14 protein-coding genes are annotated in these 17,424 nt (G+C 42.6%); 8 read left to right on the top strand and 6 right to left on the bottom strand.

Annotated elements, in window-relative coordinates; translation table 11 throughout:
- The first annotated feature begins 128 nt into the window (after positions 1–128).
- Together ACT3QQ_RS01065 and ACT3QQ_RS01060 are read left to right on the top strand one after the other, a co-directional pair.
- The gene (locus ACT3QQ_RS01065; protein WP_444526561.1) at positions 129–608 is read left to right on the top strand and encodes a BLUF domain-containing protein; all 480 of its coding nucleotides are present in this window, start codon (positions 129–131) and stop codon (positions 606–608) included.
- Positions 609–1,043: 435 nt separating this feature from the next.
- A complete protein-coding gene (locus ACT3QQ_RS01060) occupies positions 1,044–1,529 on the top strand; it encodes a BLUF domain-containing protein (RefSeq protein ID WP_444526560.1) in 486 nt (161 codons plus the stop codon).
- A 110-nt stretch (positions 1,530–1,639) separates the two neighbouring features.
- Here ACT3QQ_RS01060 and parC read toward each other — a convergent pair whose 3' ends face one another.
- The gene (gene parC, locus ACT3QQ_RS01055) at positions 1,640–3,949 is read right to left on the bottom strand and encodes a DNA topoisomerase IV subunit A (protein WP_444526559.1); all 2,310 of its coding nucleotides are present in this window, start codon (positions 3,947–3,949) and stop codon (positions 1,640–1,642) included.
- A gap of 333 nt (positions 3,950–4,282) precedes the next feature.
- Here parC and ACT3QQ_RS01050 point away from each other — a divergent pair, with 333 nt between their 5' ends.
- From ACT3QQ_RS01050 to ACT3QQ_RS01025, 6 genes are all read left to right on the top strand, one after another.
- Positions 4,283–6,073 (top strand): vWA domain-containing protein, encoded by a 1,791-nt coding sequence (locus tag ACT3QQ_RS01050; RefSeq protein ID WP_444526558.1) that lies wholly within the window; start codon positions 4,283–4,285, stop codon positions 6,071–6,073.
- Positions 6,074–6,423: 350 nt separating this feature from the next.
- Positions 6,424–8,151 carry an AMP-binding protein gene (locus ACT3QQ_RS01045; protein ID WP_444523273.1) on the top strand — a complete coding sequence of 576 codons (1,728 nt, stop codon included), beginning with the start codon at positions 6,424–6,426 and terminating at the stop codon, positions 8,149–8,151.
- A 495-nt stretch (positions 8,152–8,646) separates the two neighbouring features.
- Complete coding sequence (locus ACT3QQ_RS01040) at positions 8,647–10,446, top strand: AMP-binding protein (protein ID WP_444526557.1); 1,800 nt, start codon at positions 8,647–8,649, stop codon at positions 10,444–10,446.
- Positions 10,447–10,627: 181 nt separating this feature from the next.
- Entirely contained in the window at positions 10,628–11,344 is a 717-nt protein-coding gene (gene rph, locus ACT3QQ_RS01035) for a ribonuclease PH (RefSeq protein ID WP_444520321.1), read from the top strand.
- 118 nt (positions 11,345–11,462) lie between these two features.
- A complete protein-coding gene (locus ACT3QQ_RS01030) occupies positions 11,463–11,954 on the top strand; it encodes a hypothetical protein (protein ID WP_444526556.1) in 492 nt (163 codons plus the stop codon).
- A 263-nt stretch (positions 11,955–12,217) separates the two neighbouring features.
- Positions 12,218–12,856, top strand: a complete 639-nt coding sequence (locus ACT3QQ_RS01025) for a hypothetical protein (protein WP_444526555.1) — start codon at positions 12,218–12,220, stop codon at positions 12,854–12,856.
- Positions 12,857–13,038: 182 nt separating this feature from the next.
- Here the strand turns inward: ACT3QQ_RS01025 and hemJ are convergent, their stop codons facing one another.
- The 5 genes from hemJ to ACT3QQ_RS01000 all read right to left on the bottom strand — a co-directional run bounded on the left by hemJ (position 13,039) and on the right by ACT3QQ_RS01000 (position 17,272).
- A complete protein-coding gene (gene hemJ / locus ACT3QQ_RS01020) occupies positions 13,039–13,473 on the bottom strand; it encodes a protoporphyrinogen oxidase HemJ (RefSeq protein WP_444526566.1) in 435 nt (144 codons plus the stop codon).
- A gap of 45 nt (positions 13,474–13,518) precedes the next feature.
- Positions 13,519–14,661, bottom strand: coding sequence for a biotin synthase BioB (gene bioB / locus ACT3QQ_RS01015; protein WP_444526554.1), 1,143 nt, complete (start codon positions 14,659–14,661; stop codon positions 13,519–13,521).
- A gap of 245 nt (positions 14,662–14,906) precedes the next feature.
- Entirely contained in the window at positions 14,907–15,413 is a 507-nt protein-coding gene (locus tag ACT3QQ_RS01010) for an SCP2 sterol-binding domain-containing protein (RefSeq protein ID WP_102090478.1), read from the bottom strand.
- Positions 15,414–15,619: 206 nt separating this feature from the next.
- Positions 15,620–16,021 (bottom strand): AciT family ciprofloxacin tolerance protein, encoded by a 402-nt coding sequence (aciT, locus tag ACT3QQ_RS01005; RefSeq protein WP_444526553.1) that lies wholly within the window; start codon positions 16,019–16,021, stop codon positions 15,620–15,622.
- A 255-nt stretch (positions 16,022–16,276) separates the two neighbouring features.
- On the bottom strand, positions 16,277–17,272 hold the full coding sequence (locus tag ACT3QQ_RS01000; protein WP_444526552.1) for a DUF368 domain-containing protein: 996 nt from the start codon (positions 17,270–17,272) through the stop codon (positions 16,277–16,279).
- Positions 17,273–17,424: the final 152 nt, after the last annotated feature.

Here is a 17,424-nt window from a genome sequence, read left to right as displayed (position 1 = left end):
ATACACTATTTTCTTAAGTTTTCTACATCATAATGTCGATAAATTACTAAGAAGCAAAGAAACTTGTTGATTATACTTTATCTTAAAGTGTATCTTAATTTAGAACAGAACAAAAAATAAGGTTTCTTATGTATATCAAGGAAAGAGATACTTCGGAAAATAAAAAGAGACATGGAGAGCACCTTCTTATTAACCTCACTTATATTGGTAAAAATATCGAATTAAAATCTGGGGTGGAGTTGACCCGCGCGCTTGAGCACTGGCGGAGATACTTCGATGAAAGTGGTCTGGTATCAGCGCTTGTGATTAACGAAGGGTATTTTGTTCAGAGTATTCAAGGGCCAAGGCCTGCTGTCAACGCTGCTTTAGCTAAGATAGTTAATGAGCACTTTAAAATAATTCCTAACATTGTCAAGGTAGAAGAAATAGAAGCGTGTACATGGGGTGGATATCTAATCAAACACTTAACGTCAAGTGTAGAAGACGAAGAGTATGCCCTAAAGAGTTTTTCAGCAGGTTCTGACTTCAATCCTTATCTCATGAAAAGCACTCAGATTGAATGTTTTTTGAAGACAATTTTTGAAGACAATAAATCTAGCAATTTCTAAACGTTCAATATGAGACTTACTTATTTTGGTGATAAAGGTAAAAAAGCCACCTATACGTGTGTATAGGTGGTTTTTTAATCGGAGTAAGCTGTACAGTATCTATTCATATAGTGCGCTTGCGTGGTAATTGAGTAAAGTCTTGAAGCGTGCAGTAGCCAACTGATACAGAAGTCTTGATAATACCTGTTTCAAGATAGAGATATGGTTGTAGACAAATACGAAGTAGGGTTTTATTCACTTAGAATAAGGGTGTCTAACTGGTTTGGCTAACTTTTAGATTACAGTTCTATTGTGTTAGGTGTCGATGCACTGTCTTCTTAGAATGTTTGTGCCGTATCATCGAAAAGCATTAACAAAAAGTAAAGTGTTTTGTTAATGCTACTTTATCTTAAAGTGTATTTTAATTTGGAACAGGTCAGAAAAATAAGGTTTACTATGCATATCACAGAAAGGGATAGTTCGGAAAATAAAAAGAGACACGGAGAGCATATCCTTATCAACATGACATATATTGCCAAAAATGTCGACCTAGATTCGGGAGTCGAGCTAACTCGTGCACTTGAGTATTGGCGGAGATATTTTGAAGAAAACAATATCGTTTCATCTTTAGTTATTAGTGAAGGGTATTTCGTTCAAAATTTTCAAGGGACAAGGCCTGCTATCAATACTGCCTTAGAAAAGATACTTGACGAGCATTCAACCATTTTCCCTAATGTGGTTAATATAAAGGAAATAGAGTCACGTCAATGGAGTGGGTTTTTAGTCAAACATCTAACATCAAGTGTTGAAGATGAAGAGTATGCCTTAAAAAGCTTCTCAGCAGGCTCTGACTTCAATCCTTATCTCATGAAAAGTACTCAAATTGAAAGTTTTTTGGAATCGATATTTGAATATGATGAGTCCAGTAATTTTGAAGAGTAGTGCTTCTTGATATGAAACTTACTTGTTTCAGCATGCACCAAAAAGCCGTCTATACACACGTATAGGCGGCTTTTTTATTGCAGAGAGTAGGTTGTAATGAGAAGCAGCAGTTATATTGCAACCTCAACACTCGTCACGTTCTGAAAGCCCCTTGGTAATTGACCACCACGATTGCCGCGAACACCCGTATAGTTAGCTAAGTCATTTGGCTTGAGTGTCACATGACGTTTACCAGCAGTAATGACTAGGCTGTCTTGTTGACTGAGTGGCGTGATAGCCATGACCTCTTCGCCGTCTTTTAACTTGATAAGTTTATTACCCTTACCACGAGCCTGCTCAGGCAAGTCATCAAGGGCAAATATCAGTAAATACCCTGCATTGGTCACAACGGCGACATGATCAGGCGCTACCTTTGTATTAGTGCTTTCGACGCCAGCATTGGCAGGCGTTTCCACTGGCGCATCAATACGGGCAACAGGGAGTAAGCGGCTCTCAGCTGCAAGGTTAATGATATTTTTCCCCGCTTTTTGATTGCTGTCTAGGTTGCCAAGCGTGTTGATAAAACCGTAACCGGCTGAGCTAGCCAAAATAATGCGTTGATTGTCAGCACCTGTTAGTAGCTGCTCAAAGCTAGCACCTGCTGGTGGTTTTAATACACTGGTCAGTGGATCGCCTTGACCACGCGCAGAGGCGAGGTTATGCGCGTCGACACTGTAGCTGCGTCCAGTGCTATCGAGTATGTATATTCTCTCGTTAGACTTACCGCGCACATGCGCTTGATAGCTGTCACCTGAGCGATAGCTCATGCCAGCGGCATCGACATCATGACCTTTAGCAGCGCGAATCCAACCCGCTTTTGATAAGATGGCAGTGACAGGCTCGCTCGGCACAAGATCAGACTCTTTTAGTGCCTGTGCTTCTTCGCGTTCTGCCAATGATGACACACGCTCATTACCATGTGCTTTCATATCGGCGGTTAGCTCATCAATTAGCAAGTTGGTCAAGCTGTCTGGATTGTCCAAATACTCTTGAATGATGGCGCGTTCAGCGGCTAGCTCATCTTGCTCACGACGTAGCTCGATCTCCTCCAACTTTGCCAACTGACGTAGACGAATATCCAATATGGCATTGGCTTGAATATCAGTCAGATCATAGTCCTGCATCAAGGTTACTTTTGGGTCGTCCTCTTCACGAATGATGCGAATGACTTCATCAATATTTAGATAAGCAATCAGTAAGCCTGCCAAAATATGTAAGCGTTTGTCGATTTTATCTAGGCGGTACTCCAAGCGGCGGGTAACCACTGAGCGGCGACACACTAGCCATTCTTCTAATATTTCTTTGAGGTTTTTAACTTGCGGTTTACCGTTTAAGCCAATCATGTTCATATTGACGCGGTAGTTGCTTTCTAGATCCGTGCTAGCAAACAGATGACTCATGACACGATCGACATCGACCCGTGTTGATTTTAGCTCAAGCACGATACGGCAAGCGTTTTCGTGATCTGACTCATCATGGATATCTGTGACCCAAGGTAGTTTTTTATCGGTCATGAGCTTGGCAATTTGCTCTTGGATTTTGTTGCCCGATACTTGGTAAGGCAGCGCATCGATAATGACGAGATTTTTCTCTTTGGGGTCAATATGAAAAGTCGCACGCATTTTATAGCTACCACGACCTGTTTCATACATCGCCTGCAAGTCTTTTTTGCTGGTAATGATTTCCGCTGGTGTTGGCAAGTCTGGCGCTGGTATCGACTGGGTAAGCTGTTTAACCGATAGCTCTGGGTTTTTGAGCAAGCGAATAGATGCACGTACCACTTCATTGAGATTGTGCGGCGGAATATCGGTTGCCATACCGACCGCGATACCTGTTGTACCGTTTAATAAGATGTTAGGCAGGCGGGCAGGTAGGGTGGTTGGCTCTTGCATCGTGCCATCAAAGTTATCCTGCCAATCGACCGTACCTTGACCTAATTCTGCAAGCAAGGTATTGGCGTAAGCTGACATTTTGGCTTCGGTATAACGCATCGCGGCAAATGATTTTGGGTCATCTGGGCTACCCCAGTTGCCTTGACCCGTGATAAGCGGATAGCGATAGCTGAACGGCTGTGCCATCAGAACCATTGCCTCATAACACGCACTGTCACCGTGTGGATGATATTTACCTAACACGTCACCGACCGTACGTGCGGACTTTTTGGCCTTGGCAGTAGCTTTCAAGCCCAACTCGCTCATGGCATAGACGATGCGGCGTTGAACAGGTTTTAGACCATCAGCGATATTAGGCAGCGCCCGATCCATGATGACGTACATGGCGTAGTTGAGATAGGCTTGCTCAGTGAACTCTGCGACTGAACGAGTATCCATCGGTTCATTGGGAATGATTGGGGCAATCGTATTATCAATAACATCAGACATAAAATAGGATTCACTTATCAGTTTTAATAGGTATAGATAATGGGTTCAAGCACAAAAATAGGATAGTGCTATCGTAAAGGAAATTAGCAGAATTAAAAAGGCATAAGTCATAATAGACGACAAGTCATGACGTGCTTAAAATAAGGACTTATAAAGACTTTTTATCATGTTGTGGTTCATAGCTTTTATATATTAAGTTAAGTATAGTAAATCTAATATTTATTTTTTATATGGTTAATAAATGTCCTAGTGTTTCATCAACAACAACTGAGAGTACGATTATTGACACGGACAAGTCGTTACCGAATTATCTTACAATAAGGAATTTCTATTATGTCGTTTGACCTTTTATCCTACGTTTCCACCTCTACGATGCTAAAAAATAAAAGCAGGCACATAGGAGAAAACGCCACTAGAAATGTACTATTGATTAGTGCTATAGCCAGTCTAGGATTGACAGCCTGTAGCCCTTCACAAATGAGTAAGCCGCTACCAGCCGAGACAAACAGCACAGTCAATCAAGATTCAGCAGTGGTGTCAGAATCTATTATGGCATCACCCAGTGTTAAGCGCGCAGTCACGAGCCAACAGATGATGCGCTCTGCGGTGCAGACAAATATCGTACGCCCATCACCGCGTATCATCGTCACGCCGGAGGCAAAAGACAACTATCAAAAAAATGAAGCAAACCCTGTACATCGAACTACGGATATGGCGGTATCTACTTTGTCTATCGATACTGATACGGGCAGCTACGCCAATGTACGTCGCTACCTAAATGAGGGTCAACTGCCACCCATCGATGCCGTACGTGTAGAAGAGTTGATTAATTATTTTAACTATCAGTTTGATGATGGCAAACGTATGGGTAGAGCACCATTTGTTGTATCAACTGAAGTAGTAGACTCACCTTGGGATAAAGCTGATCAAGATAATAAAATAGTCAAGGTGGGTATCAAAGCCGTTGATAATAGTTGGTCACAAAAAACAGATAAGCAGTCTATGCCACCTGCCAATCTTGTATTTTTAGTAGATGTTTCAGGCTCTATGTCGTCGCGCGATAAGCTACCATTGGCCCAGTCGTCGCTTAAACTGCTAACAGAGCAACTGCGCGCCCAAGACAGCATCAGTATTGTGACCTACTCAGGTAGTACTAGTGTGGCACTGCCTGCGACCAGTGGTGATCAAAAAGCAAAAATATTGGCTGCGATCGAGGGATTAAATGCTTCAGGTTCAACCAATGGGGAGGATGCTCTTAAATTGGCCTACAGACAAGCTGAGCAAGGACTAAAAGAGAACGGTATCAATCGAATCATGATGCTAACGGACGGCGATTTTAATGTCGGTATTAGTGATGTCGATGAGATGTTGGATTTAGTCAAAGCCAATCGCGATCGCGATATTTCTTTGTCTACCGTTGGCTTTGGTCGTGGCAATCTCAATGATCACATGATGGAGCAGATGGCGGACAACGGCAATGGTAATTACAGCTATATTGACAGTCTCACTGAAGCAAAAAAAGTCTTTGGGGAGGAGTTAGCCGCGACATTTAACACCGTTGCTAAAGATGTAAAAGTCCAAGTTGAGTTTAATCCTGACGTGGTGAGTGAGTGGCGCTTGATCGGTTATGAAAACCGTGTACTGGCTGAAGAGGATTTCAATAATGACAAAGTTGATGCAGGTGAGCTCGGAGCAGGTAAGGCGGTTATTGCTTTATTTGAGGTGACACCAAAGGGTCAAAAAGGTCTATATAGCGATCGCCGTTATACTGATAGCAATGCCAGTACTAGTCTGAATAATAACCAGAACGCTAACGAGCTTGGCTACCTAAAAATTCGTTATAAATCACCGACAGGTGGTAGCTCCAAACTTGTTAGCCAACCGATTGATAAAGCTAGCTATGCTTTAGATAAAGCCAATATCGATACCCAGTTTGCGATGGCAGTAGCAGGATTTGGTCAACGCTTGACTCAAAGCGATTACATCAATGACTGGCAGTATAGTGACAGTACCAAGCTTGCCAAAAGTAGTATCGCAGATAGACCAAGTAGCGATGCTGATGGTACTCGTCGCAACTTTGTGACGCTAACTGAGCTGGCGAGTGCGCTAAAAAATAGCCGATAGTGAGCAAATATCATATTGGCGTGGTTATTAAGGAGTAAAAGTCAAGAGTCATATTTCCTAGTGGTATAACTGGTATTTTTAACATAATATGTTGATATATATGAGGATGTTGGGCGTCAAGCCTATTTGCGAACTGGTGTAGCAATCTTTTATATTGAGTACTATCTATAAAGTGTGTATGTTAATAAACAAAGGGTTATTTACCGCTGTATTGTTCGCTCAGCACTGTACAAATATGTCGCAGCCTTGCTTTTCATGATGATAGGTAAGACTTTGACTTTTTGTATATTTATCACACTGTGATTGGCGTGGGTTGACGGTAATGTATTATTACTAGGAGAGAAAAGATTATGGAAAATCAAGGAAACTTAACCCGTCGTGACGATAAAGTTTGGTTAAAAACGTATGAAGAACTTGGTCTGGAGTACAACATCGAGTTGCCAGCGGACAATACGTCACTTATCGATATTTTCGAAAAAAGCTTCGCTGAAAATGCTGATAAAACTGCTTATATCTGCATGGGTTCATCGTTAAGCTTCCAAGAAGTAGATTTATACAGCCGTCAAATGGCCGCTTATCTACAGTCATTAGGATTGGTCAAAGGCGATAAAGTTGCGGTCATGATGCCCAACATTTTGCAGTTGCCGATTTCTGTCATCGCTGTACTACGTGCAGGCTTTACCTTAGTCAACGTCAATCCTTTGTACACTACCAGAGAGCTTGAGCATCAATTGACTGATTCAGACGCCAAAGTGCTGATCATGGTCGAAAACTTTGCCAAAACCTACCAAGACATCGGTCGCAATGTAGTCGATAAGGTCGTGATTACGGGTATGGGTGATTTGATGGGGACGCTTAAAGGCTTTATGGTTAATACGGTCGTCCGCCATGTTAAAAAAATGGTGCCAGACTATAGCATTTCTAATAGCATCAGCTTCAAAACTGCACTAAAGCAAGTCACGGCTAGTAAATATAAGCGTCCAACCAATATCACGCTTGATGACATCGCGGTCTTACAATATACCGGTGGTACGACAGGTGTGGCGAAAGGTGCGATGCTAACGCACAAAAACTTAGTGGCAAATCTAATTCAGTCTAATACCTTTTTGGGCACCGCTTTTGATGATTTCGATCAAAGAGGTGAGCAGCCTGTGATTATGACGGCATTGCCGATGTATCATATTTTCTCATTCACTGTGTGTGGTATGTTCGGTCTGTATCGCGGTTGTGTGGTGCTATTGGTACCAAATCCACGTGACCTTGATAGCTTGTTAAAAGCATACAAAGCCAACCCACCAGCGTTCTTCCCAGCGGTCAATACATTGTTCAATGCGCTTGCCAATAACGAAGAATTCATAGCAATGGATCATAGCAAGCTGCGTCAATCGATGGGTGGCGGCATGGCAGTACTGAGCCCAACCGCAGAAAAATGGCGTCAAGTAACTGGTAATATTATCATTCAAGGTTACGGCCTGTCTGAAACAGCACCAGTAGCGACTTCTAATCCTAGCAATAGTAAAACATTCACGGGCACCATTGGTGTACCGATGCCAGCAACGGATGTCGCTATTTTAGATGATTCTGGTAATGAAGTAGCACTTGGTGAGCGCGGTGAGATTAGTGTTCGTGGCCCACAGGTCATGAAAGGCTACTGGAACCGTGAAGATGCGACCGCTGAGGTTATGACAGCAGATGGATTCTTCCGTACTGGTGATATCGGTATCATGGCTGACAACGGATATGTGACCATCGTTGATCGCAAAAAAGATATGATTTTGGTGTCTGGTTTCAACGTTTATCCGAACGAAGTCGAAGAAGTCATGGCTGGCCATCCTAAGATTTTGGAGTGTGGTGTCATTGGTATCGACGACGAGAAAAGCGGCGAGATTCCTAAAATTTATGTCGTACGCAATGATGAGAGCCTGACCACTGAAGAAGTTCTTGAGTACGGCAAAGAAAACTTAACAGGTTATAAGCGTCCGCGCCGTGTTGAGTTTATTGATGAGCTACCAAAATCGAACGTTGGTAAGATTTTGCGTAAAGATCTACGTGTACTGGAAGAAAAGAACCACGGTTAATTTGCTAATACATGCATTTAGAGATGTATTTGATAGGTACGTGTATTAATAAAATATACCTGTGAAAATGCTGCACGACTAGATATTGTAATAACTAAAAATGATAAGGCTGCAACCATGCTGTCTTATCATTTTTTTGTGTTTATCGCTTTTGACATTTGTGAGTGACCGTACTATTAATAGAGAATATCTATTAAAACTGCTATAGTGCCCATCGATATATTTTTGTTTTTAGCTAAAAAATAATACTGATTTTGCTCAAGGTAACCAACAAAATCATAGTAGTGCATATCGTTTTCGACTTGGTCGTTCTGAGTGGTAGTATTATTTATCATAGACTCAGTACTGCCTTTTAATTTGCAAAGCTTATGAATGATAAACCCGATCACACTTATCTATTTTTTATTCATAAGCTTCTGCTGTCAGCGATAATCATAAAAATGGTGTTTCCATTAGCATATTCAATGTTTTTAACAGTAACATTTAGGAAAAATTATGACGGATAATATTAATAAAAATACGACAGATAATAGCGCTGCAACTAATGATAAATACGATACTGCTAATGATACTTATCAAAGCAATGCATTTCCTACTATGCCGACCATCGACGGTGACAGTCCATGGCTGAATGCTTATGAGCGTTATAGTATCGATGCGACTATCGAGATGCCAGAAGACAATACTTCTTTACTCGATGTGTTTGAGCGTAATTTTAGTCGTTATGGCCAAAAACCTGCCTATATCTGCATGGGTTCATCGATTACGTTTAAGCAATTAGACCTATATAGCCGACAGATTGCTAGCTATTTGCAGTCGCTAGGACTGGTCGAAGGTGATAAAGTTGGGGTAATGATGCCCAACGTCTTACAGTATCCAGTTGTCGCTTTGGGTATCATTCGTGCAGGGATGGTGTTGGTCAATGTAAACCCTCTATATACCAGCCGTGAGCTATCGCACCAGTTGCACGACAGTGGTGCTAAAGCGCTATTTATCGTAGAAAATTTTGCCAAGACGTATCAAGATGCGGAAGACAAAGGTCAGGTAGAGCATGTAGTGGTATGTACCATTGGTGATATGCTAGGTACGATTAAAGGAGCAGTGGTTAACCTCGTAGCTCGTCATATCAAAAAAATGATTCCTGCTTATAGCATACCGAATAGCGTGAGCTTCAAGCATGCTTTGAATGCTGAGTCAGCCAGTAAGTACCAGCGACCTGAATTGAACTTGAGCGATGTGGCTTTGCTGCAATATACTGGTGGTACGACAGGAGTAGCGAAAGGCGCGATGCTGTCTCACGGCAATCTAGTCGCCAATATGCTACAGGTCAGTGCGCTGATGAATAGTGCATTTGATGATGATATAGATGGTAGAGATGTGATTTTGACCGCACTGCCGCTATATCACGTATTCTCATTTATGGTCTGCGGTATGTGCAGCATGTACCAAGGCTATGCTTCGCTCCTCATTCCTAATCCACGTGACCTTGATGGGCTTATCAAAGAGATGGCCAAGTATAAGCCAGCGTTTATCCCTGCTGTGAATACCTTGTTTAATGGCTTAGTACACAAAGATAACTTTGCTGATTTGGACTTTTCTAATCTAAAAGCTTCTATCGGCGGCGGTATGTCAGTATTGCCTAGCGTAGCGAAAGAGTGGCATAAAATCACTGGCCTGCCTATCGTTGAAGGTTATGGCTTGTCTGAGACATCACCTGTAGTGGCGTTTAATCCAATGACCATTGCGGAATTTACCGGAAAAATCGGTATTCCTGCGCCTAGTACTGATATCGTACTCATTGATGATGACGAAAATATAGTAGCCATGGGCGACCGTGGTGAAATCTGCGTAAAAGGCCCACAGGTTATGATTGGCTATCAGAACCGTCCGAAAGAAACGGCTGAATCCTTTACGGCTAGTGGCTACTTAAAAACTGGCGATATCGGTATCATGGATGAAAAAGGTTTTATCAAAATTGTCGACCGCAAAAAAGACATGATTTTAGTATCTGGCTTTAATGTCTATCCAAACGAAATCGAAGAAGCGATGAGCGAGCATCCAGCAGTCGTAGAATGTGGTGCTATTGGTGTACCGAACGATGATCGCGGCGAAGAACCAAAGCTGTTTTTGGTCAAGAAAGGTGAAGTGACCGAGGACGAGTTACTCGCTTTTGGTAAAAAGCAATTGACTGGCTATAAACGTCCACGTAGCATTCAGTTTGTTGACGAATTACCAAAGTCGAACGTTGGCAAAATCCTACGTAAGGAATTGCGTAAGATGGAAGGTTTAGAATAGTTTGTATCTAACATTCTATTGATAACGGTGGCGTGATGGCAGGTGCGAATCTTGCTATTGCGCCGCTGTCACGTTAGGATATCTTAAGATTTTAGTCAACTACATATCTATCAATGCGTTTATCGACGACTGATGGGTGTTTTTGTGACACTGCTTTTATAATATTGTACTAGGAATTTTTATGCGTATTGACAATCGTGAGCTTGACCAACTTCGCTCAATCAGCTTTGAGCGCCACTATACGAAGCATGCTGAAGGGTCAGTACTGGTAAGTTTTGGCGATACCAAGGTACTATGTACTGCCAGTGTAGAGTCTGGTGTGCCGCGCTGGCTAAAAGGTAAAGGCAAAGGTTGGATCACAGCTGAGTATGGCATGTTGCCACGCGCGACCAACACTCGTAATCAGCGTGAAGCAGCTCGCGGTAAGCAGTCAGGTCGTACGCAAGAGATTCAGCGTTTGATTGGTCGTAGCCTACGTGCCATGATTGATCTGAGCAAACTTGGTGAAAATACCATCTACCTTGATTGCGATGTGTTGCAAGCGGATGGTGGTACTCGCACGGCTAGTATTACTGGTGCTGCGATTGCGCTTATCGATGCGCTAGAGAGTATTCAAAAGACCAAAAAACTCAAAACAGATCCGCTAATCGGATTGGTTGCCGCGGTTTCTGTTGGTATGAAAGATGGCGAAGCCTATCTTGATCTGAATTATGAAGAAGACTCTAGCTGCGATACCGATCTGAATGTCGTAATGACCCAAAAAGGCGAGTATATTGAACTGCAAGGTACTGCTGAAGAAAAGCCGTTCACTCGTGCGCAAGCAGATGCTATGCTGTCATTAGCTGAAAAAGGCATTGCTGAATTGATTGAAATGCAACAGACGGCGCTTGGTTGGTAGACTAGCGCTTATACACACCACATTGTCTTTGTTTTTAGTCTCAATAACTGCCTGTTAGCTGCTAATGGGCAGTTTTTTAATAGAAGATATTCGTACATCACGTAATAGGTAATAACATATGCTAAAGCTGACTGATGATGGCGCTAAAATCACATTACAAGGGCAATCAAATGCTGCTGATAATGGCATGTTTTGGTTCGGTTCTGCATTATTGGTAGGGGCGGTCGCAGTGGCCATGGCGATGAGTTTATTGCCTGAGCGTTTAGCCATCGGTGCGCTTGCACTGCTCATCATTGGTAGCTTTATTTTCAACAAAAAGCGCCAACAACACAAGAAAGCCATGAGTGGTATGATTAGCAGCGGCACATTGTGGGTAAGGGCTGGTGAGTTGGTTCATGACAATCTAGGTAAGCGTGAGCATATTCATTTGACTGACGGCGATAAAATAACACTGATTGATGAGCAATTACAGATTGTCGATAGCAGTGATATCCGAAAATGTCGTATTATTGGTTTTGAGAGTGCTCAAGAGGCAAAAGCTACAAAAGCTATTTTAGAAGGACAAGCGCTAACGAAACGCCACGTAAATATCAAAATGAAGAGCAACTAGCATCATCGCTAAACCCTGTACTGTACCAAAGCAAAGAGATTATCTTTGTCCTACCTAAACCTCTAGTTCAAGTCTCATTTCAAGTCTTACTTAGCGCGTCTCTCCAATATAGTCATTCACTAGTATACTTCTAATGTCTATCACCTATCGCAGGCGAATAGTGCTTGCGGATTTGTGCACAAATAGTTTATAAGTAGGGTTATAAAGTTCATCTTTCTTATTATTGAGACTGTCATTGAGATCTAGTTGACAAGGAGTTAGTCATGTCGCGTTTGTATATACCGTCAGTCGCCACGTCATGTGGCTTTTTATTGTTTACCTGTGGCATGGTGGGGCAAGTCAATGCGGATAGTATGAGTATGCTTATCGCCCAGAAGTCAGGACAATCAGTGACAAGCACAGCACATGTTTATCCTGAGGTAACACGTCAAGCGCCTACGGTACTACCAGCATTTTTATCAGGTAACTATGACAATGTCGATAGTGAGTATCTACCGCTACTTAGCAATGCAGAAAATCAAAGTAGTCCAGCGGCGCGTGAGGTGGTCAGTACCGCACGTAAAATGGCACTTAACGAGCGCACAATTATTCGGGGTGGCTGCTGGGATTATTTAAATGCTGTATTTAATCGGGCAGGGGTATCGCGTAATACCATACACAAAGGTACTTATGCGCAAGGGCCTTATGCTAATAGTAGCGAAATTGAAGCAGGCGATTGGCTCTATTATATCAACCATGGCTACAATGGCGTCGAGCATAGCGGCCTGTTTGTTGGTTGGGTCGATGAGCGTGCCAAGCAGGCTTTGATATTAAGTTATGCTGGTGAAAACCGCCGCGAACCAGCTCGTTATCGCGTTTATGACTTAAGTAATGTTTATCAAATTATGCGACCTAGCGTCTGATACTCAGTGTGCAGAACTTAATATTTAGCAGCAGTTAAAGTTGAATGGTAGGTTCAAGATATACAGCTAACGGTATTAATTTTATCTAATCTACAAGCTATATTAAATCTATAAAAAAGCGTCCATCACTGGTTAAAGTGACGGACGCTTTTGTTTTGCATGTTTAATTGATTTTTCTGAACCTAAAACGGTTTTACCACGACTAAAATAACGATAAATATCAACGCAAACACTGGTATTTCATTAAACCAGCGCCAAAACTTATGCGTTTTATAGTGTGGGTTATCAATCAGTTTTTTACGATATAAGCCGCAAGCGCCATGATAGCCTGACAACAGCACGACTAAGAGCAATTTAACATGTAGCCAGCCTTGGGTTTTGTACACATCCCAGCCCAATCCTAGCATCCATAGACCAAAGATCCATGTTGCTATCATCGATGGTGTCATGATGCCGCGATAGAGTTTACGCTCCATAATGCCAAAGCGCTCTTGGCTGATAGTATCATCGCTCATCGCATGATAGACAAACAGGCGCGGCAAATAAAATATCGCCGCAAACCAGCAGACCATCGAGATGATGTGTGCCGCTTTAATCCAGTTAAAATAATCTGCCATCATAGTCTCTCTTGCTTAGCTTATATTTTTTAGCTTGGTTTTGGCTTAATCTGCCAATACTACTTGTGTTTGATGACCATTCATTGCATCCATTACAGGCAATACTTTAGGCGCTCTTGGTGCGGCAAACTGCTTGGTGAGGCCAAGCTCACGCATCAATCTGTCGTCGCCTGATTGGCTTGAGTTACCAGTAGTAAGAAGCTTGTCACCATAAAAGAATGAGTTGGCACCTGCCATAAATGCCAATGCTTGCTCAGAATCTGATAGGCTTTCGCGGCCAGCAGATAGACGCACGTAGCTAGTCGGGCAGCAAATACGGGCGACCGCAATAGTGCGAATCCACTCAAGTACAGACAGTTGACCTTCAGCCAATACTTTGTCACCGATTGGTGTGCCTGCAATAGGTACCAGCAAGTTAACGGGAATCGATTCAGGCGCTTTTGGCATTTTTAGCAGCTCAAGTACCCAGTCGATGCGGTCATCACGGCTCTCACCCATACCGACGATATTGCCACTACAGACATTGATACCAGAGTTACGCACGTTTTCTATCGTGTCTAAGCGCTCATCATAGCTACGTGTGCTAACGACTTGCTCATAGTAGCTGCGCGAAGTATCTAGGTTATGGTTGTAGTAGTCTAGTCCTGCATCAGCCAGTTGAGTTGCTTGATTGGTATCGAGCATACCCAGCGTCATGCACGTTTCAAGTCCTAAAGCTTTTACTTCTTTGATCAGCTCAACCACATAGGGCATATCTTTGGCACTTGGGTGTTTCCACGCAGCACCCATACAAAAGCGTGACGAGCCGCTGCTTTTAGCACGTTTTGCCGCAGCGATGACTTTGTCAACTTCTATGCGTTTTTCTGCTTGTAGTTTAGTGGTATCACGGTGGTGGCCGGACTGTGAGCAGTAGCCACAATCTTCAGGGCAGTTGCCTGTTTTGATAGAAAGTAGCGTGCTGATTTGTACTTCATTGGCAGTGAAGTACTTTCTATGAATGGTCTGTGCTTGTAATAACAAGTCCATTAAAGGTAAATCAAACAGCTGCGCAATCTCGTCACGGCTGTACGTGGAGGGAGCTTTACTATCAGTTTGAGCTGTGTCTGTTGCTAGGTTGGCCAAAAAGTCATTGTTGGCCGTATCTGGCTGAGTGGCGTCAGGTTCGGAGATGCTAAGCAATCCTGCCATAAGGTAAGTCCTTTTATAAGAATTGGAGGGTATTAAATAAAACCAATATTTTTATCTATTGTCATTTATAAGGTAACAAAAAAGGTTGCCGTATAGTATACCGCAACCTTTTTAGAAAATCAGAACACTGCTAGACAGTATGTATAATTGTCACAGTAGCGCACATAAATAGTAACTATACGTTTGGCTATCTAGTTCTATATCATTCATTCTACCAATGACTACCGCTCAGTGCACCATTCTTTTTATTTACCAAGTTTATGCTTAGCAATACCAACCCAATGCTCAGCAAATTTCTGTGCTTTATAAGCGTAAGGTTTGGCTTTTTGGATATATGGTTTGCACTCTTCTGGGATAGCTGGAACGATATGCTTGGCAAGTTTGTTGAACCACATCATTAGGCTATAGTCGCCTTCGATGCTCAAGTTGCCTTCTTGTACGGCAGTCATAAAGGCAGGTAAGCTACCTTTGGTTAGCAGTCTAACGCCAGTCATAGAATCTTTGAAAGTAATGGTCAAATCGGCTTCTTTTGCATGACCGCTTTGTTGACTGAACTGTCCATTGTCAAAGCTAAAAGAACGGGCGATATCAGACTCAGTACTAGCAAACTCAATCGTAACTTGACGGTCAGCAAATAACGCTTTGACATCTTCGTTATCACTATCAGCTAGCATAGACAAACGATAGCCGACTACAGCTAATAAAGCATCTAATGGATCAGATTTGATATCTAATACAGGAACAGTAAACATAGCAGAACTCCTAAAAAAATGAGGCATAAAAATAAAGCGTACTTTATACCAGTTTCTATGACAAATATATAACTGGATTATAAACTATGACAGGGCGTCAGCTCTTTAGGAGTTAAGTAGAGAGCGTTAAGTATCTTGTAACATTCGATGTCACTGACGTAAGTAAGGTATTGATATAGACAAGCAGAGGTATAAATGAGACAGTCTTAACGGAAACGTGGCTGATAGTTATCATCGTAGACAGGAGTATGCTCGATATAGCGTGCGGCTTCTAGCTCGCGTTGCTGACTCACTGTTTGGCTCACATCATCATAGCGCAATGCCCTATATAGTACCCAAACTGCCAACGGCAACCAACTGATGCCCATAGCGATGATATAGCGATGCCATGATGATAGCTCCATCAATATAGGACGACCTGCCAATATGTTTTGAATCAATTCAACGGCGAACCAGTAGGCCATACCGCCAAACAGATATAGCAACAGCCAACGATATGACGACAAGGCAAACACTGCTACTAAACTTGCTAGCAGTCCATAACCAAGCCATGCCGAGCTGCTCCATGCCTCTACACCGATAAAAGAAAATATAGTCACTAACATCATTCATCTCGCTATTCATAAGGTGAATTTCAATGAGACTATTATGAGAGGTTATTGAGTAAAGCTGAAGAGGGTGGAGGTGACTTTGCGACAACCGTTGACGTTTGGTTTTTTGGCTTGTTTTTGCGATATTTGATGGCTAAGTTTTAGGGCAAGCGCCGTGAGGACAGGCGCTCATTTTAAAAAATATAGAAATAAGCTTGCCAGTCTGAGAAGCGTCTGCTAGCTAGAAGATACGATAGATAATTTGACGGATGCTTAGACTCGATTGGTACGGCTGCCCCACCACGATAGTAGCGAAACTAGAGTAGCACCAAGTAGCATAAGCCCTATTGTGGTTGGCCACTGTGCACCAGTAGGGTATTGCCATGGCATGACATTATGGACGGCTGCAGTATTTAGCGAGCCTAAAGCATCTACTTTCCATGGCCATACTTTCATTAGAGAGCCTGCGATAAAGCCTGTGAGTAATGCCAAAGTGGCCTGATAGTAGTGTGATAGTAGCCACTTAAGTGCGCGCGTGAACAACAATAATCCAGTTGCCATACCAGCAATGACTGCGAAAATAGCGCTTAGATTCATCGTATCGACCGCCTCTAGCACTGCATCATATGCACCTAGCAAGAGTAAGATAAACGACCCTGATATGCCCGGTAAAATCATGGCACAAATGGCAATTGCCCCTGCAAAAAATAGATACGGTAAGCTAGGCGTAGTCGTCAGTAACGGCATACTACTAATGAATACGGCGACAATAAGCCCAGTCGCGAACAGGGCGATACGTCCTATATTCCAGCGTTTAATCTCACTGAGTAATATAAAGACTGTAGCAACGACCAGCCCAAAAAAGAATGACCAAATAAGCAGTGGCTGATCGTCCAATAAATGCTTAATGATACCGGCTAAGGTCGCAAAGCTAGTGGCAATACCCAGTAGCAAACATAATAGAAATGTCGCGTCCACTTGTCGCCAAACCGCAGCAAATCCTTTGATACCACCTTCTTGACGAAATATTGCCCAAAGATTGGGGCCGATACTACCAAGCGCATTGATCAAACGCTCGTAAATCCCTGCAATCAGAGCAATGGTGCCACCAGAGACGCCAGGTACGATATCCGCTGCACCCATGGCCATACCTTTGATATAAACCCCAAAAAGTTGTTTTGGGCTATCGTTGCGTATAGGAGCGGTGCTGGTATCTAATGGCTGCGCTGCTGACGGCTGAGTTGGCCGTGGAGATTGTGATGCCGTCATGAGCATTCCTTTATCATTTAAAAATAAGCGTTATTTAAGAGTGAGCGATAGCTAAAAACAGACGTTAGCTAAAAATAAGTATAAACAGAAAATCTTATTAGTAATCGTGAAGAACTAAAACATAAAAGCCAGATTAATGATGAAACATTAAC

The organism is Psychrobacter sp. AOP7-A1-24 (assembly GCF_052376235.1).
Classification (GTDB): domain Bacteria; phylum Pseudomonadota; class Gammaproteobacteria; order Pseudomonadales; family Moraxellaceae; genus Psychrobacter.
The sequence above is the reverse complement of the archived record's forward strand: the minus strand, read 5'-3'. Positions and strand labels throughout refer to the sequence as shown.

Excerpts from the sequence above, each read along its gene's own strand:
- ACT3QQ_RS01000 (WP_444526552.1), bottom strand. The coding sequence starts at position 17,272 with ATGACGGCATCACAATCTCCACGGCCAACTCAGCCGTCAGCAGCGCAG.
- rph (WP_444520321.1), top strand. The coding sequence starts at position 10,628 with ATGCGTATTGACAATCGTGAGCTTGACCAACTTCGCTCAATCAGCTTT.
- aciT (WP_444526553.1), bottom strand. The coding sequence starts at position 16,021 with ATGATGTTAGTGACTATATTTTCTTTTATCGGTGTAGAGGCATGGAGC.
- ACT3QQ_RS01065 (WP_444526561.1), top strand. The coding sequence starts at position 129 with ATGTATATCAAGGAAAGAGATACTTCGGAAAATAAAAAGAGACATGGA.
- parC (WP_444526559.1), bottom strand. The coding sequence starts at position 3,949 with ATGTCTGATGTTATTGATAATACGATTGCCCCAATCATTCCCAATGAA.
- ACT3QQ_RS01045 (WP_444523273.1), top strand. The coding sequence starts at position 6,424 with ATGGAAAATCAAGGAAACTTAACCCGTCGTGACGATAAAGTTTGGTTA.
- ACT3QQ_RS01025 (WP_444526555.1), top strand. The coding sequence starts at position 12,218 with ATGTCGCGTTTGTATATACCGTCAGTCGCCACGTCATGTGGCTTTTTA.
- ACT3QQ_RS01030 (WP_444526556.1), top strand. The coding sequence starts at position 11,463 with ATGCTAAAGCTGACTGATGATGGCGCTAAAATCACATTACAAGGGCAA.
- hemJ (WP_444526566.1), bottom strand. The coding sequence starts at position 13,473 with ATGGCAGATTATTTTAACTGGATTAAAGCGGCACACATCATCTCGATG.
- ACT3QQ_RS01050 (WP_444526558.1), top strand. The coding sequence starts at position 4,283 with ATGTCGTTTGACCTTTTATCCTACGTTTCCACCTCTACGATGCTAAAA.
- ACT3QQ_RS01040 (WP_444526557.1), top strand. The coding sequence starts at position 8,647 with ATGACGGATAATATTAATAAAAATACGACAGATAATAGCGCTGCAACT.
- ACT3QQ_RS01010 (WP_102090478.1), bottom strand. The coding sequence starts at position 15,413 with ATGTTTACTGTTCCTGTATTAGATATCAAATCTGATCCATTAGATGCT.
- bioB (WP_444526554.1), bottom strand. The coding sequence starts at position 14,661 with ATGGCAGGATTGCTTAGCATCTCCGAACCTGACGCCACTCAGCCAGAT.
- ACT3QQ_RS01060 (WP_444526560.1), top strand. The coding sequence starts at position 1,044 with ATGCATATCACAGAAAGGGATAGTTCGGAAAATAAAAAGAGACACGGA.